Origin of the sequence: Streptomyces viridifaciens, from assembly GCF_001888885.2 — a bacterium.
In the GTDB taxonomy this organism is placed as follows: Bacteria; Actinomycetota; Actinomycetes; order Streptomycetales; family Streptomycetaceae; genus Kitasatospora; species Kitasatospora aureofaciens.
The window spans coordinates 1,347,889-1,373,237 of record NZ_CP090840.1 but is presented as its reverse complement, the minus strand read 5'-3'; the positions used below and the strand labels follow the sequence as shown (position 1 = coordinate 1,373,237).

The following is a 25,349-nucleotide window of genomic DNA, read 5'->3' as shown; positions in this document are numbered from 1 at the left end:
CCTCGGCCCGGTATTCCGGTGCCGGAACAGGTCGGCGTGCCCGGTACGGGAGTCCGTACCGGGCACGCGGTCTCGCCGACTGAGTATCAGCTGCGCAGGTCGAGCGAGAGGGCCGTGGCGTTGCCGGCCTGGCCGGGGATGGCGTTGTCGTACCAGGTGCCGTCCGGGGCGCTGTAGATCTCGTGCAGGGCACCGTTCTCGACGGCCTCGATCACACGGCTTCCGTCCGCCTTGACGCGCACGGCGAGTGCGCTGATGCCGCCGCCGACGCCGGGGACGGCGTTGTCGTGCCAGGTACCGTCCGGGGCGGAGTAGATCTCGTGCAGCGCGCCGTTCTCCACGGCTTCGATCACGCGGGTGCTGTCGGGCTTGACCTGGACGGAGACCGCGCTGATCCCGCCACCGACGCCGGCGACGGCGTTGTCGTGCCAAGTGCCGTCCGGGTCGGAGTAGATCTCGTGCAGTGCGCCGTTCTCCACCGCCTCGATCACGCGCTGGCCGGAGGGGTTGTAGGCGAATCCGAGCGCCGTGATCCCGCCACCGACGCCGGGAACGGCGCTGTCGTGCCAGGTACCGTCCGTGTCGGAGTAGATCTCGTGCAGGGCGCCGTTCTCCACCGCCTCGATCACGCGGTTGCCCTGGGGGCTGTAGGAGAAGGCGAGTGCGCTGATGCCGGTGCCGATGCCGGGGACGGTGTTGTCGTGCCACCCGCCGGCCGGGTCGGTGTAGATCTCGTGCAGCACGCCGTCCTCGGCGGCCTCGACCACGCGGGCTCCCGTGGAGTCGTAGGAGAAGCCGAGGGCATTGATGTTGCCCGGGATGCCCGGGACGGCGTTGTCGTGCCAGCCGGCCGCGTCGGTGTAGACCTCGTGCAGCGCGCCGCCCTCGACGGTCTCGATCACGCGGTTGTTCTTGGTCGGCGGCGCCGGGGGCGGCGGCGGGGTGGAGGCGTCACGGCCGCCGATGGGCGAGACATAGCCGCTGATCCGCTGCCCACCGAGGTAGCTGCCGACCGTGCCGTTGAAGTGGGTGTTGGCCGTGACGTGCGAGGTGGCGGACCAGTTGCCACGCACACCGCCCTGGTTGCCACCGATGTCGTTGATCGTGCCGTCGGCGTTGACGGCCGTGACGAGCGCGACGTGGTCGGCGTAGCCGGCGCCGTTGTAGTTGAAGAGCACGGCGTCGCCGACGTGCGGGGTGCTGTGCAGGCCGCCGTTGTACTGGCCGAAGCTGCCGGCTGCCGGCGTCAGGCCGGAGACGTCCACGCCGTCCTGTGACCAGACCCACTTGGCGAAGTCCGCGCACCAGGCTTCCGGACCGCCGCTGCAACTGGAGTAGAAGCCGGTGCCGCCCGCGCTGTTGGTGTCGCAGGCCCCCTTGCCGATGTTGTTGGCGGCGATGCCGACGATCGTCGAGCCCACGCTGGCGGACGCGGACTGGGCGCCGAGCATCAGGGCGGGCACCAGGGTGCCGGCGGCGACGGCGGTGGCGAGGAGGCGGCGCGAAGTCTTCTTGGGCATGGTGAAGTCCTGTTCCAGGTAAGAATGTTGGGAAAGAATTCGAGGCCGGGGCACGCAGGTGCCGCGCGGGTGTCAGGCCAGGTTGAACGAGAGGGCCGTGGCGTTGCCGGCCTGGCCGGGGATGGCGTTGTCGTGCCAGGTGCCGTCCGGGGCGCTGTAGATCTCGTGCAGCGCGCCGTTCTCCACCGCCTCGATCACGCGGGTGCTGTCGGGCTTGACCTGGACGGAGACCGCGCTGATCCCGCCACCGACGCCGGCGACGGCGTTGTCGTGCCAAGTGCCGTCCGGGTCGGAGTAGATCTCGTGCAGGGCGCCGTTCTCCACCGCCTCGATCACGCGCTGGCCGGAGGGGTTGTAGGCGAATCCGAGCGCCGTGATCCCGCCACCGACGCCGGGAACGGCGTTGTCGTGCCAGGTACCGTCCGGGGCGCTGTAGATCTCGTGCAGCGCGCCGTTCTCCACCGCCTCGATCACGCGGGTGCTGTCGGGCTTGACCTGGACGGAGACCGCGCTGATCCCGCCACCGACGCCGGCGACGGCGTTGTCGTGCCAAGTGCCGTCCGGGTCGGAGTAGATCTCGTGCAGGGCGCCGTTCTCCACCGCCTCGATCACGCGCTGGCCGGAGGGGTTGTAGGCGAATCCGAGCGCCGTGATCCCGCCACCGACGCCGGGAACGGCGTTGTCGTGCCAGGTACCGTCCGGGTCGGAGTAGATCTCGTGCAGGGCGCCGTTCTCCACGGCTTCGACCACCCGCTGGCCGGCCGCGTTGTAGGAGAACGCGACGGCGTCGATCCCGCCCTGAACGCCCGGGACGGCGTTGTCGCGCCAGCTTCCGGCGCTGTCGGTGTAGACCTCGTGCAAGGTGCCGCCCTCGACCGCCTCGATCACCCGGTTGTTCTTCGCCGGCGGCGCCGGGGTCGGGTCGGGGTCGGGGTAGGGGTTGCTGTGGTCCGTGGCCAGGCCGGTGCCGGGCGAGCAGGTCCAGGCGCGCGCCCCCTGGTCGGCGAGGATCTTCTCGGCGATCAGGATCTGCTGCTTCTCGGTCGCGAGGTCGGGCCGCGGAGCGTAGGCCGTGCCGCCGTAGTAGCGCCAGTTGTAGAGCGAGATCTGCAGGCCTCCGTAGTAGCCGTTGTGGGTGTTGATGCTCCAGTTGCTGGTGCTCTCGCACTGCGCGACCTTCTCCCAGGTCGCCACGGAGGCGGCCTGCGCCGGCCCCGCTGCCCCGAGGGCGAGCGAGCCCGCCGCCACGCCGATGGCCAGTGCCGTACGAGCGGCGCGGAGCCGGCGACGCTGACCGGACGCAGGCGAGGTGACGCCGGCGGGTGCCGTGGCGCGGGCGGTACGGGCGAGGGTCGGCGACTTGGTGGCCACGAGATGAACTCCTGATAGGTCAGGCGGAACGAGCGAGGGCGTGGTGAAGCGGCTGGCGGGCGGTTCGGTGGGCTGACGTCGGCGCGCTTACCGGCCGGGCAGGCGGGCGTGCCGGGACCTGCCGCACCCATGGCCCATCGGCAGGGGATGCAGGCTGCAAGCCGAGCGGACGGTGCGGACGGTGCGGACGGTGCAGGGGCTGGGCCCGCCGGGCAGCGGGCGCCTCGGCTGGCGTGAGGGCGCCGCGCTCAGCCGACGACGTGGTCCGGGGACTCCGGTGGCTCCGGAGGCAGATAGCAGCGGTGCAGCAGGGGCGAGGTGCGGTGGCTGCGGCAGATCAGGTGGTGGGCGCGGCTGACGGCGTCGGGCTGACCGGGCGCGTCCCGGGTGAGCAGGTAGAGCAGGAGGTCGATCCGGTCAGAGGCGGGCAGTGCGCTGGCGTGCTGGAGTCCGTCGCCGGGTTCGGCGTGTGCCCACAGGGCGTCCACGGTCTCGGCGGCCTCGTTCACCTCTGCCGCCGTATCGCCGGGTTGGCGGCGTCTCAGGCTGGCGTAGACGATCTCCATCGAGGGCTCAGCCGCCCCAGGAGATGCTGGCCGGAGTGACGACTCCGCCCCACGAGATGCTGTCGGAGGAGGCGGCAGGGGACGAGGCATGCGGCGTCCCTGCGGTCACGGCGGAGGCGGCGGGGGCGATCAGGAGCGCGGTGAACGCGACGGCGACGACCGCGGTGGCCTGGGCGATACGGGAGCGGATCATGACGGATTCCTTCACTGCTGGTTGGAGAGGCGTGCCGAGCCGGTCCGGGCGTCCCGCGGTTGACGCTCCGTTCGGCTGCCGTTCGGGCTGTTTCCCTGGCGGCGATCACTAGCCTCGCCGCTCGCCGGCACCGCCGGAAGGCCTTCCGGATGTCGCCAATCGGCCTGGCGGGATCCGGACATGACGTCGTGTACGCGTCAGATCGCGAGCGGCGTGACGAGCACCTCATGCCGCCATTGCCGCTCAAATCGCCGCTAACGGCATGAATTCGATCTTGAAAGGAGCGTCGCGCGACTGTTTGAATCGACCCGGTCAGCCAAGAAGCAGGCGGCCAGCGATCCGGGGGGATTCAATGCTTGAAGTACTGGGGCTCACGACCGGAGCGACCGCGACCTACCAGACGATGCTCGACCACCCCTCCTACGGAGTGGACGAGATCGCCGCACACTGCGGCCAGACCGCCGTCCAGGTGCACGACCACCTCGAAGAACTGGCCCGACTCACCCTCGTACGAGTCTCCGCCGAACGTCCCGGGCAGCTACGCGCAATCAGCCCCGACATCGCCCTGACCGACGCCCTCGCCCGGCAGGAAGCCGAAATCGCCGACCGGCAGGCGAAGTTGGCGGCATCACGGGCAGCCGTCACACGCATGGTCGCGGAGCGCGCCGAACACCGAACGACCCACGGCGAACGCCTTCTCGGCATGGACGCCATCCAGGCCAGGCTCGAACGCATGGGCCACAGCGCCACCACCGAAGCACTCGGCAGCCAACCCGGCAACCAGCGGCCCGAGGACCTCGCCGCCGGCCGACTCACCGACGCCGCGGCCCTCTCCCGCGGCATCACCTTGCGGACCCTCTACCAGGACTCCACCCGCAACCAACCCCACGTCGCCACCTACGCCCACTGGCTGCTCAGCCGAGGAGGCGAGGTCCGCACCGCCGCCACCATCCCGCCACGCATGGTGATCATCGACCGCAGCCAGGCACTCGTCCCCATCGACCCCGCGGACAACCGCAAGGGCGCCCTGTACGTGACCGAACCCGGCATCCTCGCCGCGCTGCTCGACCTCTTCGAACAGGCCTGGCACACCGCCGTCCCCCTCGGCGCCACCCACACCGAAGACCCCCGCACGGGCCTCACCGCCACCGAACGCGAACTCCTGCGCCTGCTCGGCTCCGGCCTCACCGACGACGCCGCGGGCCAACGCCTCGGCATCTCCTCCCGCACCGTCGGGCGCCACATGTCCTCGATCATGGAACGCCTCGACGCCAGCAGCCGCTTCGAAGCCGGGATCAAGGCAGCGCACCGCGGCTGGCTCTGAGCCGCACCAGGTGCACGCGCTCGCCATGGGCAGGCGGCGGCCGCGACGCTACCCGTAAAGCCGGTCTTGAGTGAGGCCACCGCGAACTGGTGGATCAGGTCGAGCGCGAGCTGGCGGACCATCCTTACCCGCGCCTCGCCGGTCCCGGCGCCGCGGTGTTCTCCAGGGTCATCCCGGCTGCCCGGCGGCGGATCATGCCGAGCGCGTCCAGCTCCGAGACCCGGGCGGCATCGAGCAGGCCTTGGCCGTTCAGGTAGCGCTGTCGGTCGAGCCAGGAGATCAGCTCGCCGTGGATGGTCTTGTCGGTGGTTCGAGGTGGCCGTGCTCGAGGTGGAACCTGGCGGCGACGGCGTGCATGCGCTGCCACTCGGTCGCCCGGGGGTTGAACGCGCGCAGCTTCACCGTCTGGAGGACCCGCGCCGTGTGCCGCTTCGCGTCGATCCGCAGCCACTTGATCGGCGACCCCACCACCGCCGGCGGCTGCTCGCCCACCGTTCCGCTCTCGGCGGCCGCACCGTGGGGTCGGCCTGGGCGCGGTGGGCGCGCAGCTCGGTGATGCGGCCCACGACCCGGCAGAGTCAAGCTGAGCAGGTGACGGATCTCGGGGACGGTCAGGTCGATCGGGTCGGTGCTGCGGGCGGAGCGGTTCGGGTCGGCGGGCCTGGCCGGTGTCGCGTCGGCTGCGAGGGCGGCGAGGAAGGCGAGCGCGAGCATGGCAAGGGTGACGTGCCGGTGCCAGGCGGTCCAGTGGCGGACCTGGTGATGGTGGCGCGATAGCAGCCTGGTGAGTCACCGAAGGCTTTCCGCCGAGGGCGGGTTGGCACCCACGACCGAGCAGGTGAGGGCCGCGACCCGGACGGCGAAACGGCAGGCGTCGGCCACGGCGTTCTGGGTCAGGGAGTCCAGCCGACTGCCGAGCAGGTCGAGTTGGTTGAGCCGGTGGAGCAGGCCGGCGGTGAACGAGTCGCCGGCCCCGACGGTGTCGACTACCGAGGTGGGCGGCGCCGGTACGGTGACCGGGTGACCGTCGAGGGAGGCGTACGCGCCGCGTTCCCCGAGGGTGACCACGACCAGCCGCGCGCCGGCCTCGTGCCAGCGGTGGCAAGCGTCGGCCGGGCTTGCTCCGGGCAGCAGTACGGCGAGATCCTCCTCGCTGAGGCGCAGGATGTCGGCGAGGGCGCACCACTGGTCCAGGCGTTCCCGGTAGTCGGCGGGCGGGACAAGGAGCGGGCGGACGTTGGGGTCGATGGAAACGGTGGCGTGTTCCCGGACCCAGGCGAGGTGCTGCTCGATCCGCTGGCCGCCGGGGTCGCGGACCAGGGCGAGCGAGCCGGTGTGCAGGCAAGCTGTTTCCGTGGTGCGGGTGGCGGTGAGTTCGTCGGTGGTCCACTGCCAGTCGGCGGTGCCCTCGGCGTAGAAGGTCCAGGTGGCCTGGGCCTGTTCGTCGAGCGTGGCGACGGCGAGCGTGCTGGGCTCGGCGGTGTTGACGCAGCCGGTCAGATCGACGCCGGACGCGGCGAGGCGGGCGCGGAACAGCTGGCCGAACGGGTCGGTCGAGATCCGCCCGAGGAAGCGGGTGGGGGTGCCCAGCCTGGCGAGGGCGACGGCGGTGTTCGCGGGGCCGCCGCCGGGCAGCACCCGCAGGGCAAGGCCGCCGTCGGGGGTGCTGTCGCCGGGGAAGGCGTCGGCCGCAGACTCCCCGAGGACGGTAATCGGTCGCAGGGGCATCTCTCTGACCTCTCCTCTCATGCCGCGCTTCTCATTCCTTGACGGCCGAGCCGGCCACGCCCTGGACAAACCACCGCTGGAAGAAGGCGAACACCACGACCACTGGGAGCACGAGCAGCACGCCGAACGCCAGGATCTGCCCCCAGTCCGGCGGCTGCTGGCCCTGAAAGACACTGATTTCCAGGGGCAAGGGCCGTACGGAGGGATCGTCGACCATGAGCACCGGCCAAAGGAACGAGCCCCATTGAGTAAGGAAGGTGAGGATCGCGACCGAGGCGAAGGCCGGTTTGCTCATGGGGTAGATGATCCGGAACAGGATTCGCCATGGTCCGGCGCCGTCGATCCGGGCCGCTTCCTCGATGCTGACGGGGATGGCCTGGAAGAAGGTGTGGAACTGGTAGACCGAGAACGCGTTGGCGATGAACGGCGCGGCCTGGATCCACACCGTGTTCCGCTGCGTGTCGAAGAGGTAGAACAGCGGCACGGCCACCGACTCGAACGGTATCAGCATCAACAGCAGGACCAGGGTGAACAGCAGCTTCCGCCCGCCCCACTCCAGCCGGGACAGCGCGTAGGCGGCCATCGAGTTCACTACCAGGCCGCCGGCCACCACGGTGGCGGCGACGAGCAGCGACACGCCCATGAACCGCCAGAAGTGGCCGGTGCTGTCCGAGGACAGGCTGTGCAGGACGGCGGCGTAGTTGTGCAGGGACAGGTTGGTGGGCAGGAAGCCGGACAGGCCGGCGAGTACCTGGTCGGACGGCTTGAGACTGCCGATCACCAGATAGAGGACGGGCAGGGCGAAGACCAGGGCGAGCAGGCCGAGGACGGTATGGTCGGCGATCCGCCGGATGGTGCGGTTCATGCGTCGTCCCCTCGGGCGACTCGGCGCTGGACCAGAGTCAGCACCAGGACGATCAGGAAGAAGACCACCGTGATGGCCGAGGCGCGGCCGATGTTGTTCTGGTCGAAGGCCGTGGTGACCGCTTCGTACATGACGGTCCGGGTGGCGTTCTCGTTCAGCCCGCCGCCGCGGACCAGGATGTAGACCTGGTCGAACACCCGGAAGGACAGCACCGAGGTGAGCAGGGCGACGAAGATCAGGGTGGTGCGGATGCCGGGCAGTGTCACGTGCCGGAACTGCTGCCAGCGGGAGGCCCGGTCGAGTTGCGCGGCCTCGTACCGTTCGTCCGGGATGGCCTGCAACCCCGCCAGCAGGATGACCATCTGGAAGCCGACGCCCTGCCACACCGAGAGCACGACGACGGAGGCCATCGCGGTGAGCGGCGAGCCCAGCCAGTCGAAGGAACCCCAGTGGCCGAAGCTCAGCTGGTGAAGCAGTGAGTTGAGGATGCCCTGGTCGCTACGGGCAAGGATGAGCCGCCAGATCACCGCCACCAGGGCCATCGGGAAGACCACCGGCAGGAAGAACACCGCGCGGAACAGCCCGATGGCCCGGAGCTTGCGGTTGAGCAGCACCGCGAGGGCGAGCGCGAGGCCGGTCTGCAGCGGGACCACGGCCAAGGCGAAGGTGAGATTGTTGAGCAGGGCGTGCAGGAACCGGCCGGACAGGTCGGGGTCGGTGAGGATCCGGCGGTACTGCTCCAGGCCGACGAAGGCCGGTGGCCGGTCGGAGCCGAGCCGGGCTTTGTGGAGGGAGAGCACGACGGCGTAGCCGAACGGGACGGCGACGAAGGCTATCAGTCCGGCCAGCGCGGGGGCGGTCATCAGCAGGGCGTGCACCCAGTCCCGGCTGCGGCGGCGCTGGGTGGTCGGCCGGGCGGCGGCTGGGGATGGCGCCGGGGTGGGCGAGGGGCTGACGGCGGTGGACATGGGCGGGGTCCTGTTCCCGGCGGGTGGCCGGCGGGCCGGCGAGCGCGGCCGGCCGGCCACCCGGCCGCGGTCACTTGGTGAGCGAGTATCCATCGTTGTCGGAGAAGTCCTGGTCGATCGCCCGGGCGGCCTTGGCGAGCGAGGTCTGCGGGTCGGCGCCGCCGTAGATGTCGTTCAGCGCCTGGCTGAACTGGGCGGTGATGACCGGGTATCCGGCGGTGAGGGGCCGGGTGACGGCGACGCAGGACTTGGTGATGTCGGTGTCACCGCAGGGTTCGGCGAGTTCCTGGGCGAACAGGTGGAGCGGGCCGCCGGTCCGGTACAGCGGGCTGGCCGCCAGCGCGGTTTTGGTGGCGGGGACGGCGCCGTCGGCGGTGGTCATGGCGGTGACGTTGGTGTCGTCGAGCAGGTAGTCCAGAAACTTGCCGGCCGCCTTGGCGTGCTGGGAGCCGGAGCTGATGCCCCAGGCCCAGGAGCCCTGGCCGGTCTTGGCGCCATTGCCGAAGTCCGGGAGCGGCAGCACCGTCAGGTCGGAGCCGAGGGCCTTGCTGTAAGCGGGGTAGGCCCAGTGGCCGACCCAGCTGAGCGCGACGCGGCCGTTGACAAAGGCGTTTCCGTCGGTGTCGGCGTCCACGTACGGCTTCCAGGACTGGAAGGTCCGGAAGGCGTCCACCACGGCCGGGCTGTCGAGGGCGCCGGCCGCCTTGCCCTGCTTGACCAGGGCACCACCGGCGGACCAGACGATCGGGGACATGCCGTAGGTGCCCCACTCGGTGGCCAGGCCGTAGTCCTCCTTGAGGTCGAGCGCTTTGTGGCTGGGATTGGCGGCAGCGAGTTTCTGCACCGCGGCGGTGAAGTCGGCGGCGGTCCAGTCATCGAGCACGCTGGTGGGGTACTTGACCCCGGCCGCGTCCAGCAGCTTCTTGTTGGCGTAGATGCCGAGGCCGGAGTCGTACATGCCGAGGCCGTAGAGCTTCCCGTCCAGGGTGCCCTGGGCCTTGACGGCGGCGGTGGCGTTGGCGACGGTCGCGGGCAAGACGTAGTCGGAGATGGGGCTGAGCTTCTTGTTGTAGACGAAGCTCGACATCATCGGACCGTCGAACTCCACGATGTCCGGGAGGGCAGAGGCGCTGGTGGCGGTCAGCGTCTTGGTGTAGTCCTTCTCCGGGACGAACTTAAGCGTGGCCTTGATGGCGCTCTGTGAGCCGTTGAAGGAGTTGACCGCGTTCTGCAGCACGGTGTTCTCGCTGTCCTGACCCTGGTGCGCCCAGATGGTGATGGTGCCGGTGCCGTCGCCGGCCGAGGTGGCGGCCGTGCTGCCCGTGCCGCCGCAGGCGGTCAGGGCGACGGCTGGTAGGGCGAGTAGCAGGCCCAGACGGACGTGGCGGCTGTCGGTCATTCGATGTCTCCGTGAAGGGAACCGCGGTGGGGAGCCGTGGAGTTGCGGACGATCAGGTGGGTGGGCAGTTCGACGTGATCCGGGACGTCGGTGTCGTCCCGCAGGAGGCGGAGCAGGAGGCTGGCGGCCTGGGTCCCGTGCTCAGCGACGGGCTGGGCGACGGTAGTCAGCCCGACTACGTCGGCGAGCTCGTGGTCGTCAAAGCCGACGATGGCGATGTCCTCCGGGACGCGCAGCCGGTGCGCCCGCAGGGCGCGCAGCGCGCCCATGGCCATCTCGTCGGATTCCGCGAACACGGCGGTCGGCGGCCGAACGGCGGTGAGGAGCCGGGTCATGGCGCGTTCGCCGCCCTCGACGGTGTACTCCCCGTCCGCCTCCAGGTCCGGGTCGTGCGGGATGCCCGCGTCGACGAGCACGTCGAGGTAACCGCGGCGGCGCAGGTCGGGGGTGGTCCAGTACAGCGGAGCGGAGGGCTGGGTGCCGATCCGACCGATTCGGCGGTGGCCGAGGTTGACGAGATGGCGGGTGGCGAGTTCGGCGCCGGCCCGGTCGTCGATGCCCACGGTGGTGAAGCCCGGTCGAGGGCCACCGACGGTGATCGCCAGCGGGATACCGAGGGACCGCAGGCGCTCGGCCTCGTCCCCGGTCGGGATGAGCAGCGAGAGAATCGCGTCCACCCGCTTGCGGACGGGCAGTTCGGCGAAGAACCGCTTGCGGCTGTCCACGGAGCCGAGGTTGTACAGCAGCAGGTCATACCCGGCGGCGCTGAACACCCGCTCGGCGGCGTCCACGACGGTGCCGAAGAACCACCGGCCGACGTACGGCGCCAGGACGCCGATGCTGCACGTACGGCCGCTGGCCAGGCTCGATGCGTTGCGCGAGGCCGTGTAGCCGAGGTCTGCGGCCACAGCAATGATCCTGACGCGCAGTTCGTCGGATACCCCGTCCCGTCCGCGCAGCGCGCGGGAGACGGTAGAGGGGGAGACGCCCACCGCCCGCGCCACATCGATAATGCTGGCCGCCACGTTGCGGCTCCTCTCGGCTGTCGATCGGGTCACCGAACCGTAAGCCGCCCAACGCACTTGCGCAAGCGTTTGCGTTCGGTTGTACTAAGGCGACTTCGCCAGGGGCGGGGAGACGGAGCACGCCCTGACGCACACGTTTGTTCCGCCGGCACGACAGGAGCTGTCCTTGCGCTACGCACCTCCCGGCCTATGCCTCAACGACTTCGCGGTCCTCCCTGGGGACGACGGCTACACCGTCCTCCACCTGCAGGGGCCGTGGACGGACCCGTTCGACGCCATCAAGGCGGAGACCTCCTACGGCAGGGCCACCTCCCCCGACCTCGTGCACTGGCGGCCGCAGGGCGGCGCCTTCGGGGTGGGGCTGCCCGGCCGCTTCGACGAGCACGCGGTGTGGACCATGCACCCGGTCCCGGACGGGAACGGCACGGCCATGTTCTACACCGGCGTGACTACCCTGCCCTCCGGCGGCCCGTTGCAGTCGGTCGGCCTGGCGCGTTCGGACCGGGCGGACGGCACCGGCTGGCGGCGGCACGGCACCGAACCGGTGGTCCGTGCCGATCCGCGCTGGTACCGGACCGGCGAAGGCATGGCCTGGCGCGACCCGTTCGTGGTGCGCGACGACGACGGCACCGGCTGGGTCATGGTGGTCTGTGCCAGCGACGCCGCCCTGCCGTTCGAACGCGGCGGCTGCGTCGGACTGGCCACCTCCGACGACCTCGAACACTGGCAGGTGCACCCGCCCCTGCTGTCGCCCGGTGACGTCGACGAGTTTGAGTGCCCGGTCCTGGAACGGCTGGAAGATGGCTGGCTGCTGCTCGGCTCCATCGGCGCCACCCGCCACATCGAAGCCTGGACCGCGCCGCACCTGGACGGCCCGTGGGTACGACGCGGTCCGCTCGGGCCGCCCTTGGCGTACGCGCCCCGGGTCGTCACCGCGCCGGACGGCGCCCGGGTCGTGCTGCACACTGTGCCTCGCCGGGTCGGGCTCCAGGACTCCGGCGCCACCTGCCGGGGCATGCTCGCCCAGCCGAAGGCCCTGACCCGGGCGGACGACGGGGCGCCGCGGTTGACATGGTGGCCCGGACTGGACGGCTGGCTGGACGAGCCGGGTGAGCAGGCGGTGCTGCACGCGGTGGGGGACGTGGCGGTCGCCGGACCGACCGAGGTCGTGCTGCGGACGGGCGTCGACGGCGCCCCGGCGCTGACCGTCCGGTGGGCGGACGGCCGGCTCGGGGTCCAGGGGCCTGGTGACGCGGTCCTCGCGTCCACCGAACTTCCCGACGAGCCGAGGCGGTTGCGTATCCTGACGGTCGGTGAGTACGTCGAACTCTACGCGGACGACGCCTTCGTGCTGGTCGCCCTGAGCTACACCGGCAGCAGCTGCCGGTGGACCGTCACCCGCGGCGGCGCGACGCACACGGTGCCCGTCAGGCCGGTCCGGCTGCCGGACGAGCAGCGCGACGACGCCTCCGCGCTGTGGCCCGGCCCACACTGACCGGGGCACCGCGTGTGGCCTTCACCCCGGGGTCCGGGCCGTCAGGAAACGTACGCCGTCGTGGGCGGCTTCACCATCCTTGCTGCAGCTGCCGACGGGCAGGGCATCCGGCCAGGCTGAGTTGCGCCCATCAGGCCACGGGCACCCCGCTGCCCGCGATGGCCTCCGGCCGCAGCAGGGCGGTGAGCCTCTCGGCCGGAAAGCAGTCTCCAAGGCTGGGCGGCCGTGGGCGGCGATCCTGACAATGCCCGGATTCCGTGTGACCGCAGGGTGTTCATGACGGCCACGCCGCGGCTGTGGGCGGGGAAGGAGACGGACCGGCTACGGGTGGCGATGGCCGGGATCGAGGCGGCCGAGCTGATCGCTTCCATGGACGACGAGGCGCTGTTCGGCCCGGTTGCCCACGACTACCCGCTCGGGACCGCGATCTCGGACGGGGTGATCGGCTCGGCATCAGCCTTGAACAGGACCGTCACACCTTGCTCGGCCAAGGACTCCATCACTCGTGTCACGTCAACCACGGGCCCACCCCCACTTGGAATCGAACAGGCCGAAGGCTACACCGGCCGGTACGAGGCGTCGGCTTGACCGCTTGGCACCGTGAGGTGTCCACGTGCGGTCGGCGCGGCGCCGGAAGCGGCCCGTCGCCCGACCGCCCAGACGCTGGACGGCGAGCAGCTCGCCGTGCGGCACGGGCGCGAGCACCTGCTCGACGTCGGCCGGTTCCACGCCGCCTTCGTCGCCGACGCCCGCGCCCGCGGCGAGGCCTGCGGACCGCTCGACCTCCTCCCCGGCCCGGAGCTGCCCGCCGGCGGCGTGGTGTACCGACCCGCCGCCGAGCTCGCGTACACCGCCGGCACCGGCGACGAGCGGCAGCGGCAGCGGGCCTTCGTCGAACGCCACCGCCCCGGAGTCGGCCCCGAGGAGACCGCGGCGCAGCTGGCGGCCTGCGCCGCCCTGTGGGAGCAGCCAGGGCCGGAGGGCCGGGGCCGGGCATGGGAGCGGCGCCGGCGGTCCTTCCCGCGACTGCTGATCGTCCTGGTCGGCACCGCGGCATCCGGGGTGCGCTCGGCGATGGCGGACCTGCACCTGGCCGACGAGGAGAACCCGACCGTCGCCGAGGCGCTGAACCAGGTCCTGGACCAGGCCCGTAGCGAGCGAATGTCGGTGACCGCCGCGCTGGAACGGCTGCTGGAGATCGAGGTCGAGGCCACCGAGGCCCGCCGGATGGCCGCCGAGAGCGGTTCGCCCGCCTGCCGGGGCCCTGGACCGACCGGTTTGGCCAGGGCCCGGCCGCGCTCGCGGCGTTCGTCGAGCGGGAAGGGCACGCGAGGGTGCCGCGCACGCGCAGGGAGGACCGGACGTCGCTGGGCACCTGGCTGAACAATCAGAAGGCGAGGCAGGACAGGCTAGCCCGGAGAGATCGGCCGGCTGGAGACCCTGGGCGTGGGCCTGGTAGGCCGTGCCGGGCGAGGTCGAGCGCTGCGGCTGTGAGAATGCACTGGAGGTCGCCATCGCGAGGCGGCGACCTCCAGGTCCACCGTAGAAGTCGCCGCCTCTCCCCGCACCATCCACATCCTCGACTCCAAGGACAGGCAGCGAGGGCAGCTCTCCCTCTCCCTCACCGCCTGGGACGAGTTCCTCGCGTACGCCGCTCGTTCCTGACCCTGTAGGGAGGCCGCGTGGGCAAGGATCTCTGCCCCTGGATGCAGCCCGTCGGACATGTACCGCGCACCACAACCGGGAGATCGTGGTGGTTACCCGCTGGATCAGGAGGTTAGGACGCATGCGGCAGCGGCAGCGGCAGGTGGCGGTACGGGGCGAGGAGCAGCAGGACCGCGGTCGGGGGCAGGACAGTCGGCCGACCGGTGTCCCGATATCCGTACCGGGCGCCCCCATGACTCTCCTGGCCATGCAAAGGTCGGTGGGCAACACGGCCGTCGTGCAGATGATCCGGTCTGGGGCCTTCCCCGGGCCGGTCGTCCAGCGGATGCCCCAGGACGGTTCGGGCGCGGGGAGTTCGTCGGCGGGCAGGGCTCCGGGCGAGATCATGAAGGAGATCAAGAACCAGATCAAGAAGGTCCCCGAGGGGGCCGACGAACCGCTCATGAAGGAGTACGGCGGCCTGCGGCAGGGGCGGGCGCACGCCGAGATGGACATGCGGTTTCCCCGTTCCAAGGAGGGTCAGGAAGCCCAGCAGACGCTCACCGAGACCAGCGTCCTCCTCTTCGACAGCATGAAGGGTGCCCAGGAGCGGGCCAGGGTGCAGGACCCGGAGGTCGAGGAAGAGGGCGACGACCGCGAGGTCCAGGGCATGCTGATCAACGACCGCCTGGTCTTCGCGTCGAACTTCGACGCGTCGGTCGACACCCTCGTGCAGGTCGGCAGCGAGGAGGCGGGAGCTGCCCCGACTGTCGAGCAGCTGCTGGCGATCGAGCAGAGCGAGGAAGGTCGCTCCAAGGGCCTGCGCAATCACGAGCAGCGGAACGTGGGTGAGAAGCTGGCGAGCTACCGGCGCAAGAACAAGGCGATCATCGACGGACAGCGCGGCACACCCGGTGGCGAACAGGGCCGTGGCAACGATCCCGCGGCGCAGGCCCTTCACGCCAAGCTGAGCCAGCCGGTCATCGTCCTGGATCTGCACAGCGAGAACCTGCGGGAGATGCTCACCGATACCGCCCACGAGGGCAGGGTGTTCCTGCTCCGCTTCGGCAGCGGGCCCGGCGGGGCGAAACAAGGGAGGCCGGACAGGTCTGTCCACGCCGAACAGAAGCTCCTCCTGGCCCTGAGCGCCGCCGGTATCCGCCCGCAGCACGATGTGCGCGGCCCCCTGGCAATCAGCGGCAAGTACCGCCCCTGCATGGGCTGCGCCGCGGCGCTCATGTACTACAGGGAGCGGCTGGGATTCGGGCAGTTGAGCTTCAACCCCAACTACGGGCATTTTTTCCAGAGTTCCGTGAACAGCCTGTACGAGCACCACCGGCACATGATCGACGAGCACTACCTCGGGTTCATCCGGCACATGGTCGAGGAGGAGGTCACGAGCACCCCGGCGGGATGGAACGAGGGGGCGCCCGAGGGGGCCGAGGAACGACGGGGCGGTCCCACGCTCCGGGTGCCTGGAAAGTACGCGTCCCGGCAGGCCGACAACACGCCCCCGAACAGTGACGCGGAGGACGGCCCGGAGGACATGCCGTACCGGCGGATCCCTGAGCGGAGGCTGGAGCGGACCTGGGAGCAGGAGACGGCCCACATCGGCATCGGCACGGGCGCGGCACAGAGCACCTGGCGCCGCACCGGCGAGACCCTGTCCCCGGAACAGGCCCGGGAACTCCACGACTTGTGGAACCTCGGCTCCGACCGTCGGGCCCCCACCGAGGCCGACTGGCACCGGGCGCTGGACCTCGCCGGGCAGTACCACACGCAGCAGGGCATGACGTACGAGTACCTGGGCGGCGTGGTCGGGAGGCATCCGGAGAAGTTCGGCAGCATGATCGCCAAGCACCTCAAGGAGGGCCCCCAGCGGCACGTGCCGACGAGGTCCAGCAAGATCGAGAGCCGGCCACGAAAGCGGGTGAAGACGGCGGCAGAGGACAAGCAGTTCATCAAGGGCGGAAAGATCGACGATGACGGCAAGGCCGCACTCACGGCTGTCATCGAGCGGCTCCTGCCCCGAAACTCCTGGTGCCAGGACTGGAAGCAGCGCCACGACGCAGGGACCGGGCCCGACCTCAATCCCATCAAGGCGCCCGACGAACTGCAGTTGAAAATAGCCGAGTTGCGGGAAAACCACGGCTACGACGTGCCGAGCATGTCGCAGTTCCTGTACACCGGCGAGAACGGCGACAACCTTCGCAAGGCCATCAGCCGCAAGGGCAAGAAGCTCCTGGACGCGCGACGGAGCACGACCGGCGGCCCCGCGCCGGTCGACTACGACGGGGACACCGAGATGGCCGGGCTGTGACTCTCTGTCCGCTTCTCCACGAGAGAGCGTCTCTGTCCGCGCTGCGGATGTCCCGGCCCGGCGGGGCCCGGATGGGCGTTCGGCCGTCGCCGGGCGCTCACCATCACCACGGCCACGCAGGTTGCAGACTGCCGGCTGGCCACGGGAGGCGCAACCAGCGCACCCCGCATGGCACAGCCGAACGGTGTCCCGGCTGTCCAACGCCGTGCCACTATGTCCAGCCCCACTGGCATCTCGGTTCCAACGACGGACAGTTCGGGGGTTGGGCGAAGGGCCTGAGTGGCCCGGAGCGAGACCCTGATGGAGCCGCGCCAGGCGACAGAAGGGTTGTCGGCGTTTCTGGGCGGCCTGGATAAGGGGTCTGACTCTGACCTGCGTTGATGCCCCATCAAGGAGAGGGGCGACCGGAAGCGGCACCGGAAGTGCTGCCGGAGTGATTCGGGCCCGGGACAACGGGTCGCGGTGGCGATTCTCACCGGGCTTGCCAGCGGGTCGGAAAGGCCGCGCTGGCTGCGCCAGCGCGGCCGTCGTTCATCCCTGGTCGGCGCGCAGCGGGCGGGCTGTGGTTGTTGGGAGCGCTGGGGGCTGAGGGCGCACCGGCACGGGAAGGCGTTCAGAGGGCGGTTCAATGAGAGCTGTTCGCCTCATTCGGTGGCCAGGTTCAGCCGGTTGGCCCAGCTGTTGCGGAGTCTGTGCGTGCGGAGAGGGCGCCGTTCCTGGAAAGCGACGCGGTTCCATCTCCCGACGGGACTGATCCTGATGAGGAAATGCAGTGGCCGGGCACGAAGCTGCAGCAGTCTCCGTTCTTCCTCGACATTCAGCAAGCCGTCATCAAACGGCGCCTGACGACGAGCGCTCCTGACTACGTCGGCTACCTGTCGACGGTCTCGGCCTATCTCCAACTGCCCCAACCGAAGCGACAGCAGGCGTACGGCGCGATCACGCGGGTCCTTTCCGAGACAGTCGAGATCGCCGCCGACATCATCATCCATCTCGCGCGTCGACGATCCGGGTAGGGGCGACACTCCGTCTTTGGGGACCACGGCGAGTCTCAAGCGACGATCTGTGTCGAGACGACCATGTACGCGGCCTCTCATGTCCGGCACCCACCGTGGTCACCCGATACTGAGACTCTCGTTCGAGCGACACCGTTCAAGATCGGAACAACAACAGCCACTGACCACTCTCGCCAGCCGTCGTTGTAGTCACGGACCTCCCTGCACCACCGGCCGCGCCAGCAGTCGGCGGACAGGTCCGCGACGGCCTGCTGCCGGTTGGCCAGCGCGACGGGTCCGGCGCCGGTGACGACCAGCGCGACCGGCGGGTACCCGGCGCGGGTGTGACCGGGCCAGGTACGGCGCCACCAATGCACCGTCCGGTCGGCCGGCTCCTGGTCGGCGAGGGCCGGGTCGTTGTCGCGGACCCTGGTGCGGAAGCTCGCGGTAGGCGGTGAACGCGCACCGATAAGTCGATCACGACCGCCCGACCGCCCACCGCCTCGTCCGCGACATGCCGCTCGTATCGAGAGTGCACCCAGTCCGACGACTGCCCGCACAACGGACGCGCCGCCTGCAAGTCATCCCTGGTCCGGGCAGTGATCCTCAGTAGATCCCCACTGGCCTGCACGCGCTCGACCTGCACCGCGGCCAGCCGCGGCAGCAGGTCCCCCACCATGACAACGCACCCGGACAGCACCCCACCGCCAACCGAGCGACACTACAGACGAGTTGAATCGATCACCGGCTACGAAAATCTTGCAAGAGCCGTTGGCTGGACACACCCGGCGGTGGCGCTCGGTGAGGTCAAGGAAACCTCGTTCGGTCGAGTGAGTTGATGGTGTGTCAGTTCGTCGCCCGAGAGAACGGGTCGAATACGATCCAATTCATGACGACTGAACAGCCATCGTTGTCGGTGGTTCATCAGGTATGCATGACCCTGTCCGCGCTGGCGGCCACCTCAGCGACACCCCGGCCGTCCGGGGAGACCCGGACGGAGCAGACGGCACGCGCCGTCATGGGCATCAACCAGCAGTTGAGGATCACCACACTGGCGACCAAGGGCGTCTGGGAGGTGGCCTGGCTGGCGCTGAGCCCAGACAACGCCAACATGGCGTACATCGCCCGGACCATCGACAAATCCAACCAGTTCGCGGTGGTCAGCCGCGGGACGATCGGCAGTCTTCCCGACATCCTGGAGGACCTCGACGTCGGCACGGTCGTCCCGTTCACCCCGGCCGGTTCGCAGGCGATCGCGGTGTCGAAGGGGGCCATGGCGGCGTTCACGCAGGTCGCCACAATGCACTCGCCGTCATTGTCGGAGGTCGGCGAGGTGCTGGGCGAGTCAGTGCCGGAGAGTGCCTTCGGCAGCCCGGGCACGACGCTGGTGCAGGCACTCAAGGCCCTCGTCGAAGCCGCGCCGAGCCCGCCGACGGTCTTCGTCACCGGCCACAGCCTGGGCGGCTGCATCGCGACCATGCTCGCACCGTACCTGCGGGCGCAGGCGCAGAGCTGGAAGAAGATCCCGCAGTTCGGGCTCGTTACCTTCGCGGCTCCCACTGCCGGCCTGCAGAGCTTCGCCACCTTCGTCAACAGCGTGCCGTGGGTCATCAACGATCACGTGGTCAACTTCTACGACATGGTGCCGCTCGCCTGGAACAGCCTCGACAGTGCCAAGAAGTGGTACCCCGACCCGGGGCCGAAGGCGAACCCCGTGGTGACGGGGCTGATCGAGAAGATCAACGAGCTCAAGAAGAACTACGAGTACGTCCAGCCGGGCACGACCGTGTCCCTGAATACGACGTACCAGTTCTACGACGGGGACCTGGTCAGGAGCACGGTCGCCGACTTCCTGGGCCAGGTCGCGTACCAGCACAGCGACCCCCTCTACCTGACGCTGGTCGGAGCGCCCATCCCGCCCGCCGCGCCGGTGGTCCACGGCATGACGCCCACCTTCGGCAACAGCGGATCCTCGGTGGTCATCACCGGCACCGGTTTCAGCCCGGTCAAGCTCGGCAACCACATCGACTTCGGCCCCATCGCCTGCGACCCGGGCACCGTCACGGTCAACCCGGCCGGCACCCAGATCACCGCCAAGGTGCCGGACGGGGTAGGCCTCGTCGACGTCCAGGTGACCCACCGGCTGGGCACCTCCGCTGCCTGCCCACTCGCGCAGTTCGCCTACGGTGGGCCGGCGCCCGTGGTGGTCAGCAAGGTGCATCCGAACGTCGGGTCGGCCCTGACCACGGTCACCATCAGCGGTTCGGGCTTCACCAAGGACGCCGTCGTCAAGTTCAACGGCGCCGTCTCCGAGCACGTCGGCTTCGTCTCCGACACCAAGCTCACTGCCAAGGTGCCCCGGGGGGTCGACACGGTGAACGTCACCGTGACGGTCGGCGTGGCCACCTCGCCCACCAGTCCCGCGAGCGAATTCACCCACAAGCTCTGAACCGGGCCGGGCCCGCCGGTCGGGCCCGGCCTCGCCAAGGGTCGCGGGTGTGCCGCTGAACTGCCCAGGCCGCCTTCTCCACGGCGCCTCGGCGCCACGTACGAGCAGCGGCTGCGCGACGCCCGTCGGCTGCACGGGGCGCTGCGCCGGCTGGGCTGATCGCCGCCTGGTTCGACGGTCCGGTCCGCCGCCGCGCCCCGGACCGCGCCGACCGGCTTCTCGCCGCAATCACAGCTGGTCCTCGGTGTGAACGAGGTGCGTCTGCCTCAGGGCGACGCCTTCGCCAAGGTCGTCGGTGAGCGCGATCATGTCAGGGTGTCTTCGGGCGCCGGGAGTGCGCTGTTCTGTCGTGTGCTGTGCGGGCGGGCTCGGTGTGTGCGAGCGAGGCGAGGAGCCGCAGTTTCTCCTCGCTGTCGCTGTCCTTGTCGGGGTAGTAGACGACGAAAATGACGTCGTCGACGGGGAGTTTGTCGCGGTGCAGGCGTAGCTCGCCGACGACGGGGTGGTGGACCGTTGTCGTGCCCCCGTCGAGGGTGCGGACGTCGTGGCGGGCCCACAGGGTGCGGAACCGCTGGCTGGACAGTGCGAGTTCTCCGACGAGTTCGACGAACCGGACGTTGTCGGTGTCGTCGCCGATGGTGGTGCGCAGGGCGGCGACGAAATCGGCGGTGGCTTTGGTCCAGTCCTGGTGGAAGGCTCGTTCCTCGGGATCGAGGAGGAGGGAACGAAGCCGGTTCTGGCCGGGCCGCAGGCGTGGGGAGAGCGCGACCGCCATGGGATTGGAGGCCAGGACGTCGAACGCGCGCCCTTCTACGAACGCGGGGATCTGCAGGTGGGCGAGCAGCTCGTGCACCCGTGCCGGTACGTGCTCGGGCCGCTTGCGACGCGGCGCGCTGGGGCGTGCCGCCGCGAGGCCGAGCAGATACGTCCGTTCGACGTCATCGAGCTGGGGGATGCGCGCGAGTGATTCGAGGACCTGCGGTGAGGGCTTCTTGTCCCGGCCGCGTTCCAGGCGCAGGTAGTAGTCGGGACTGAGTCCGGCGAGCAGGGCGACTTCCTCACGGCGCAGGCCGGGAACGCGGCGGTTGCCGCCTGGCGGCAGTCCCGCCTGTGCCGGGGAGACCAGCTCACGGCGGGCACGGAGGTAGCTGCCGAGCTGGTTGCCGGAACCCTCATCCTTCATACCGACACCGTAGTGCTGCGCGCGTGTCCCAGAGGGGGCCCTGTCAGGACCAGGGAAGACCGGGGCCCTGCCGCGCCGGGCTCCTGCCGTCAAGACTGCGAGAGCACCGCCTTGAAAGAGACGGGAGCACCACCTGTCGGCGCCGCGGGCCTGAACCCCGGCGGCGCCCTGGATCGAAGAGAAGATCTTGTGGATCTCTCCAACCGCACCGTTCTCGTCGTCGGCGAAACCTCGGGCATCGGGCGAGAGCTGGCCCGGCGGTTCGCTGCGGCGGGCAGCACCGTGGCCATCGGCGGCCGCAACCCGCAGGCACTCACGGAACTGGCCGAAGAAGGCTTCGGCACGATCAGCATCGACGTGACCAGCAGTGCCTCCGTCGCTTCCGCCCGCGACGCCGCGCTCGCCCGCTACCCCGAGCTGGACACCGTGGTGACGATGTCCGGCGTCATGCTGCTGGAGGACCTGCGCGACCCCGCGCACTTCGAGGCGGCGGCGACGACGGTCGACACCAACCTGCTCGGCACCATCCGGGTCGTCGACGCCTTCACCCCGCACCTGATCCGGCGGGGCGCCGGCACCTTCGTCACCGTCACCTCCGGCATCGCCTTCCTGCCCTTCCCACCCATGCCCAGCTACGCCGCATCGAAGGCCGGGGTGCACGCCTACTCCGAGGCACTGCGCGCGCAGCTCGACGGCACCGGCGTCGGTGTCGTCGAGCTGGTCCCCCCGGCCGTCGCCACGGCGGGCCAGGAGAAGGTGAACCCGCACGCGCTGCCGCTCGACGACTTCGCCACCGAGGTCATGGACCTGCTCTCCCAGGACCCCACCCCGCGCGAAATCCTCGTCAAGGGCGTCCTCGGGCACCGCTGGGCCGAGCGCGAGGGTACCTACGACGATCTCGTCGCACAGCGCTCGCAGGCTCTGGCGATGCTGCCCGGCCGCCAGGGCTGACGGGCCGGCAGGAGCGACTTCGTCGGGGTGCTCACGCTGGTTGTGGGCGGGTGACTTGGGTGACCGCCGCGGTCCTCTCCCACCTCCTCCTCGGCTTCCACCTGACCTTCCTCGCCAAGGACGAACCCACCGCACCCCAGCCCCCGCACACCACCCACCCTGCCCCCGCCCCGGCCCCCAGCCGCCGCGGACCGGTCCTGCTGTTCACCGCCGCCGCGTCGTACAGCCGGGCGGTGGTCTCCAGGTCCATCCGCACCTCGCCGCGTACCCGCCACAGCCGGAAGGTCTCTCGGCAATGTGGCGCAGCGGAGCGCTCACGTGGCCGGCGGGCATTATGAGCTCGCCGCCGTCGTGCCGGTAAAGCACCAGGGTGCAGTCTGCTGCTCGCTCAACTTCCGGTCGGTGCGTGCCTTGTCCTGCGTGCGCAGCCACGCGCCGGGCCGGAACATGGGGTCGTCGCCGAGACCGGTGCGGTCGGCGGGGCCGTCGAGGGTTCCGCCAGCGACGACGTAGGCGAGCAGGCGCCGGTAGGAGCGGTTCCGGTCCGGCTCCAGCCACGCGCCCCTTGGTCTGACCGCCTGTCACCGGTTCACCCACCACCTGCGGTGGTGGCCGCCGCACGCGCTGCGGCCTGGACCGGGCGGCGGCATCTTCCGCCGGTCCGGGCGCACGTCGAGGGCTGCGGGCTCCGCTCACGTGTTCAGGCCGTGCCGGTGACCGGTGTCAGGGAGCGACCGGGCCGCCGATCTCGGTCCAGGCGCCGTTGGCGCCGGTGTACTCGAAAACGCCGGAGTGGTCGGGGCTGACGCCGTAGAGATGGTCGTCGGTGGCGGCGAAGGTGGCGCCGGGGCCGCCGATGCGGGTCCAGGTGCCGCGTCCACGGTCGTACTGCTCGATGTCGCCGGTGGTCAGGTCGGTCGCGTAGAGGGTGGTGCGGCTGGTGAAGACGCGGTCGGTCGCACCGCGGACCTGAGTCCAGCCGCCCCCGGCGCCGGTGTACTCGAAGACGCCGTGGTGATCGACGCTCAGCCCGTACAGGTGGTCACCGGTGGCGGCGAAGCCGCTCCCCGGATTCCCGATCCGTGTCCACGTGCCGCGCCCACGGTCGTACTGCTCGATGTCACCGGAGGCCGGGTCCGTTGCGTACAGCGTCGTCGCGCTGGTGAAGATGCGGTCGGTCGCACCGCGGACCTGCCTCCAGCCGTCCCCGGCGCCGGTGTACTCGAAGACGCCGTGGTGATCGACGCTCAGCCCGTACAGGTGGTCACCGGTGGCGGCGAAACCGCTCCCCGGATTCCCGATCCGCGTCCACGTGCCGCGCCCACGGTCGTACTGCTCGATGTCACTGGAAGCCGGGTCCGTCGCGTACAGCGTCGTCGCGCTGGTGAAGATGCCGCTGGCGGCGCCGCGGACCTTCGCCCACGCGCCGTCCTTGCCGGTGTACTCCTCGACGGCCGTATGGCCCGGCGTGATCCGGTACAGGTGGGCGCCGGTCGCGGCCACGGTGGGGCCATCCGGTACGGCCGCCGCTGCCGGGGGCACGCCGCCGGCCGGGGACGAGGGCGCGGTCCGCCCCGACGTCGGGACAGGCGCCGCCGGGCCCGAAGCGGACAACGGGCTCGCGACCTCGCCCGAAGGCGTCACCGCCGCGGTGCCCGGGGATCCGGGCAAGGACGAGGACGGCAAATTCAGATCGGACGGCAGGGACAGTCCGTTCGGCGAAGCAGCCAGCGCGGCGGAGCCCGTACCGGCGAGCCTGACCGCCAGCACGGCGCCGACGAGCACGGCCACGGCCCCGACGATGGACAAGACCACGACGGTACGCCGCCTCTTGGTGGGGCGTGAGGCGTGGAAGTGGTTGACCTGGGTGCCGCCGTGGCCGGTCTGGGCGGCGGCCGGGCCGTCGAAGGTGTTCCCGGCCACCGCGCCCTGCTCCGGTGGCTGCGAATGCGAGCCCCTCATGCCGCTACCGGAAGGTGTTGGTCTGTGTGCCGTGCGCGCCGGTCTGGATCGCGGTCGGTCCCGAGAAGGTGTTGCCGCTCAGCGTGGTGCCGTCGGCGTTGCCCGGCTCGTCCTCCTCCGCTTGCAGGCGGCCCACCGCTTCTTGCAGCAGCTTGGCGAACTCGGGGTCGTTGTCGATGGCGTCCTGCAATGCGAGCTGGAGCCACTGCCGGGTGCTGGGGGTGAGTTCCTCCGTGCCGGCTTCGACCTCCTCGTCGACCTTGGCCAGCGCCCGGTCCTGGCCGAGTTTGCGGCCGATCACCTCGTGCAGGTGGTCCATGGCCGTGTCCGTGGCGTGGTCGAACTCGGCATCGGCCCGCCCCGCCACCCGCCGGACCTTGCGAGTGGCCCAAGCGGCCAGCCACCCCACCGCGATCTCGACAATCCCTGTCACTGATCCCCCTCAGGAACGAACTGACGAAACGTCATGGACATGACGTCGGTGTCGCGGGACGGCCCCCCTGCTCAAGCCGTCCCCGAACAGCCGCCGGCCAGGATCGGCCCACTGCCCGGCCGGGCCGGACCGCCAGGCGAGGCCCGCACTTTGGGTAGCGGCCGACAGGATCGTTTGGGCCACGACGGGGCGTGGCACCTACCCCGGCTCGGCCCGTCGAGCCGGACCGAGCCGGGGTAGTGCGTGCTCAGCAGGGGCTGAGGTAGCCGACCCAGTCCCACGGTGCGGTGGGATCCGAGCTGTAGCCGCCGGGTGAGGTCCAACCCAGGTTGCCACCGTGGTCGTAGAACTTGGCATGCAGGTCGGACCGCTGGTTGTTGATCCAGGAACCGGTCCCGTACCACGGCACGGGGTTCAGCTTGTTGCAGGTGTAGAGCATCAGGACGTCGCCCTCGTAGTAGGGGGCGCTGTACGCGCACACCCAGGTGTACGGGCAGGCAAGGGAGGCGAGCGGTGCGTTTCCGCTGGCGGCGAGGTCGCGGGGTTGTCGTTCCCCGGGTAGGGCCAGCCGCAGTTCCCCGCCGCCGGGCAGCAGGATCCTGTCAGCCGCGACCTGGGTGCCGCCGGTCCGGGCGAGGTAGGTGTCGACCCGGGCTTGAAGGCTCGTCGCTTGGACGGGGGTAAGCCCAAGGGCGTAAGCCTGGGCGGTGAAGCTGGAAGTCGCGGGGGCCTGGGCGGTGGCGGTGCTCGTCGCGCCCACCAAGGCAAGGAGGGTCAGGACTAGCGCGGCGATGATCCTCCTCGGCGCAACAGGTCGCTGTACGTAGTGCTCCGGCACGGTGTCACCTCTCGTGGTCGGGAACTGTCCGTGAAGTACCCGTGTGCTGGAGTCATCGTGGCCTCGCCCGAGCTCACCCGTCGTTGGCAAACAGTGCGGACTTCCTTGTCACCGAGCGCA

The 25,349-nt window shown here is 70.3% G+C and carries 21 protein-coding genes and 3 pseudogenes; 10 read left to right on the top strand and 14 right to left on the bottom strand.

The features are described 5' to 3' along the window. Positions 1-86: 86 nt before the first annotated feature. The 4 genes from BOQ63_RS05735 to BOQ63_RS05720 all read right to left on the bottom strand — a co-directional run bounded on the left by BOQ63_RS05735 (position 87) and on the right by BOQ63_RS05720 (position 3,650). Complete coding sequence (locus BOQ63_RS05735; protein ID WP_072653588.1) at positions 87-1,520, bottom strand: CHAP domain-containing protein; 1,434 nt, start codon at positions 1,518-1,520, stop codon at positions 87-89. A gap of 72 nt (positions 1,521-1,592) precedes the next feature. Next, positions 1,593-2,891 (bottom strand): transglycosylase family protein, encoded by a 1,299-nt coding sequence (locus BOQ63_RS05730; protein ID WP_465398216.1) that lies wholly within the window; start codon positions 2,889-2,891, stop codon positions 1,593-1,595. Between the two features lie 248 nt (positions 2,892-3,139). Continuing rightward, complete coding sequence (locus BOQ63_RS05725) at positions 3,140-3,400, bottom strand: hypothetical protein (RefSeq protein WP_143174638.1); 261 nt, start codon at positions 3,398-3,400, stop codon at positions 3,140-3,142. Positions 3,401-3,464: 64 nt separating this feature from the next. Continuing rightward, positions 3,465-3,650, bottom strand: a complete 186-nt coding sequence (locus BOQ63_RS05720) for a hypothetical protein (protein WP_072653585.1) — start codon at positions 3,648-3,650, stop codon at positions 3,465-3,467. Positions 3,651-4,002: 352 nt separating this feature from the next. Between BOQ63_RS05720 and BOQ63_RS05715 the strand changes: the two genes are divergently transcribed. After that, the gene (locus BOQ63_RS05715) at positions 4,003-4,974 is read left to right on the top strand and encodes a helix-turn-helix transcriptional regulator (protein ID WP_072653584.1); all 972 of its coding nucleotides are present in this window, start codon (positions 4,003-4,005) and stop codon (positions 4,972-4,974) included. 573 nt (positions 4,975-5,547) lie between these two features. Here the strand turns inward: BOQ63_RS05715 and BOQ63_RS05710 are convergent. From BOQ63_RS05710 to BOQ63_RS05685, 6 genes and pseudogenes are all read right to left on the bottom strand, one after another. Continuing rightward, positions 5,548-5,739, bottom strand: a pseudogene (locus tag BOQ63_RS05710) (IS701 family transposase); the annotation flags it as partial. 24 nt (positions 5,740-5,763) lie between these two features. Then, positions 5,764-6,702: a carbohydrate kinase family protein gene (locus BOQ63_RS05705; RefSeq protein ID WP_072653583.1), complete on the bottom strand. Its 939-nt coding sequence runs from the start codon at positions 6,700-6,702 to the stop codon at positions 5,764-5,766. Between the two features lie 31 nt (positions 6,703-6,733). Further along, the gene (locus tag BOQ63_RS05700; protein ID WP_030555812.1) at positions 6,734-7,567 is read right to left on the bottom strand and encodes a carbohydrate ABC transporter permease; all 834 of its coding nucleotides are present in this window, start codon (positions 7,565-7,567) and stop codon (positions 6,734-6,736) included. After that, entirely contained in the window at positions 7,564-8,535 is a 972-nt protein-coding gene (locus BOQ63_RS05695) for a carbohydrate ABC transporter permease (protein ID WP_030555811.1), read from the bottom strand. The genes BOQ63_RS05700 and BOQ63_RS05695 overlap by 4 nt, the downstream gene beginning before the upstream one ends. 70 nt (positions 8,536-8,605) lie before the next feature. Continuing rightward, positions 8,606-9,934 (bottom strand): extracellular solute-binding protein, encoded by a 1,329-nt coding sequence (locus tag BOQ63_RS05690; protein WP_072653581.1) that lies wholly within the window; start codon positions 9,932-9,934, stop codon positions 8,606-8,608. Then, on the bottom strand, positions 9,931-10,959 hold the full coding sequence (locus BOQ63_RS05685) for a LacI family DNA-binding transcriptional regulator (protein ID WP_072653580.1): 1,029 nt from the start codon (positions 10,957-10,959) through the stop codon (positions 9,931-9,933). Before BOQ63_RS05685 ends, BOQ63_RS05690 begins: the two co-directional genes overlap by 4 nt. Before the next feature lie 166 nt (positions 10,960-11,125). On the opposite strand from BOQ63_RS05685, the gene BOQ63_RS05680 reads away from it, so the two are divergent. From BOQ63_RS05680 to BOQ63_RS05650, 7 genes and pseudogenes are all read left to right on the top strand, one after another. After that, positions 11,126-12,454 (top strand): glycoside hydrolase family protein, encoded by a 1,329-nt coding sequence (locus tag BOQ63_RS05680; RefSeq protein WP_030555805.1) that lies wholly within the window; start codon positions 11,126-11,128, stop codon positions 12,452-12,454. Between the two features lie 225 nt (positions 12,455-12,679). Continuing rightward, positions 12,680-13,042, top strand: a complete 363-nt coding sequence (locus tag BOQ63_RS05675) for a hypothetical protein (protein WP_499503533.1) — start codon at positions 12,680-12,682, stop codon at positions 13,040-13,042. 407 nt (positions 13,043-13,449) lie between these two features. Continuing rightward, a pseudogene (locus tag BOQ63_RS05670) lies at positions 13,450-13,725 on the top strand (hypothetical protein); the annotation flags it as partial. 274 nt (positions 13,726-13,999) lie between these two features. Continuing rightward, positions 14,000-14,119, top strand: a pseudogene (locus tag BOQ63_RS05665) (DUF397 domain-containing protein); the annotation flags it as partial. A gap of 259 nt (positions 14,120-14,378) precedes the next feature. Beyond that, a complete protein-coding gene (locus BOQ63_RS05660; RefSeq protein WP_454130653.1) occupies positions 14,379-16,418 on the top strand; it encodes a hypothetical protein in 2,040 nt (679 codons plus the stop codon). Positions 16,419-17,110: 692 nt separating this feature from the next. Continuing rightward, positions 17,111-17,434 (top strand): hypothetical protein, encoded by a 324-nt coding sequence (locus tag BOQ63_RS05655; RefSeq protein ID WP_143174636.1) that lies wholly within the window; start codon positions 17,111-17,113, stop codon positions 17,432-17,434. Positions 17,435-18,302: 868 nt separating this feature from the next. After that, positions 18,303-19,862 (top strand): IPT/TIG domain-containing protein, encoded by a 1,560-nt coding sequence (locus BOQ63_RS05650; RefSeq protein WP_072653576.1) that lies wholly within the window; start codon positions 18,303-18,305, stop codon positions 19,860-19,862. A gap of 310 nt (positions 19,863-20,172) precedes the next feature. On the opposite strand, the gene BOQ63_RS05645 is transcribed toward BOQ63_RS05650, so the two are convergent. Further along, the gene (locus BOQ63_RS05645) at positions 20,173-21,045 is read right to left on the bottom strand and encodes a helix-turn-helix transcriptional regulator (protein ID WP_072653575.1); all 873 of its coding nucleotides are present in this window, start codon (positions 21,043-21,045) and stop codon (positions 20,173-20,175) included. Between the two features lie 189 nt (positions 21,046-21,234). Between BOQ63_RS05645 and BOQ63_RS05640 the strand changes: the two genes are divergently transcribed. Both BOQ63_RS05640 and BOQ63_RS05635 read left to right on the top strand, forming a co-directional pair. Next, the gene (locus tag BOQ63_RS05640) at positions 21,235-21,996 is read left to right on the top strand and encodes an SDR family oxidoreductase (RefSeq protein WP_072653574.1); all 762 of its coding nucleotides are present in this window, start codon (positions 21,235-21,237) and stop codon (positions 21,994-21,996) included. A gap of 59 nt (positions 21,997-22,055) precedes the next feature. Next, positions 22,056-22,334, top strand: coding sequence for a hypothetical protein (locus BOQ63_RS05635; RefSeq protein ID WP_143174635.1), 279 nt, complete (start codon positions 22,056-22,058; stop codon positions 22,332-22,334). A gap of 385 nt (positions 22,335-22,719) precedes the next feature. Here the strand turns inward: BOQ63_RS05635 and BOQ63_RS05630 are convergent, their stop codons facing one another. The 3 genes from BOQ63_RS05630 to BOQ63_RS05620 form a co-directional block, all read right to left on the bottom strand. Then, positions 22,720-23,958 carry a hypothetical protein gene (locus tag BOQ63_RS05630; protein ID WP_454130649.1) on the bottom strand — a complete coding sequence of 413 codons (1,239 nt, stop codon included), beginning with the start codon at positions 23,956-23,958 and terminating at the stop codon, positions 22,720-22,722. Positions 23,959-23,962: 4 nt separating this feature from the next. Next, positions 23,963-24,391, bottom strand: coding sequence for a hypothetical protein (locus BOQ63_RS05625; protein WP_030557029.1), 429 nt, complete (start codon positions 24,389-24,391; stop codon positions 23,963-23,965). Between the two features lie 247 nt (positions 24,392-24,638). Continuing rightward, positions 24,639-25,154: a hypothetical protein gene (locus BOQ63_RS05620; protein WP_051835620.1), complete on the bottom strand. Its 516-nt coding sequence runs from the start codon at positions 25,152-25,154 to the stop codon at positions 24,639-24,641. Positions 25,155-25,349: the final 195 nt, after the last annotated feature.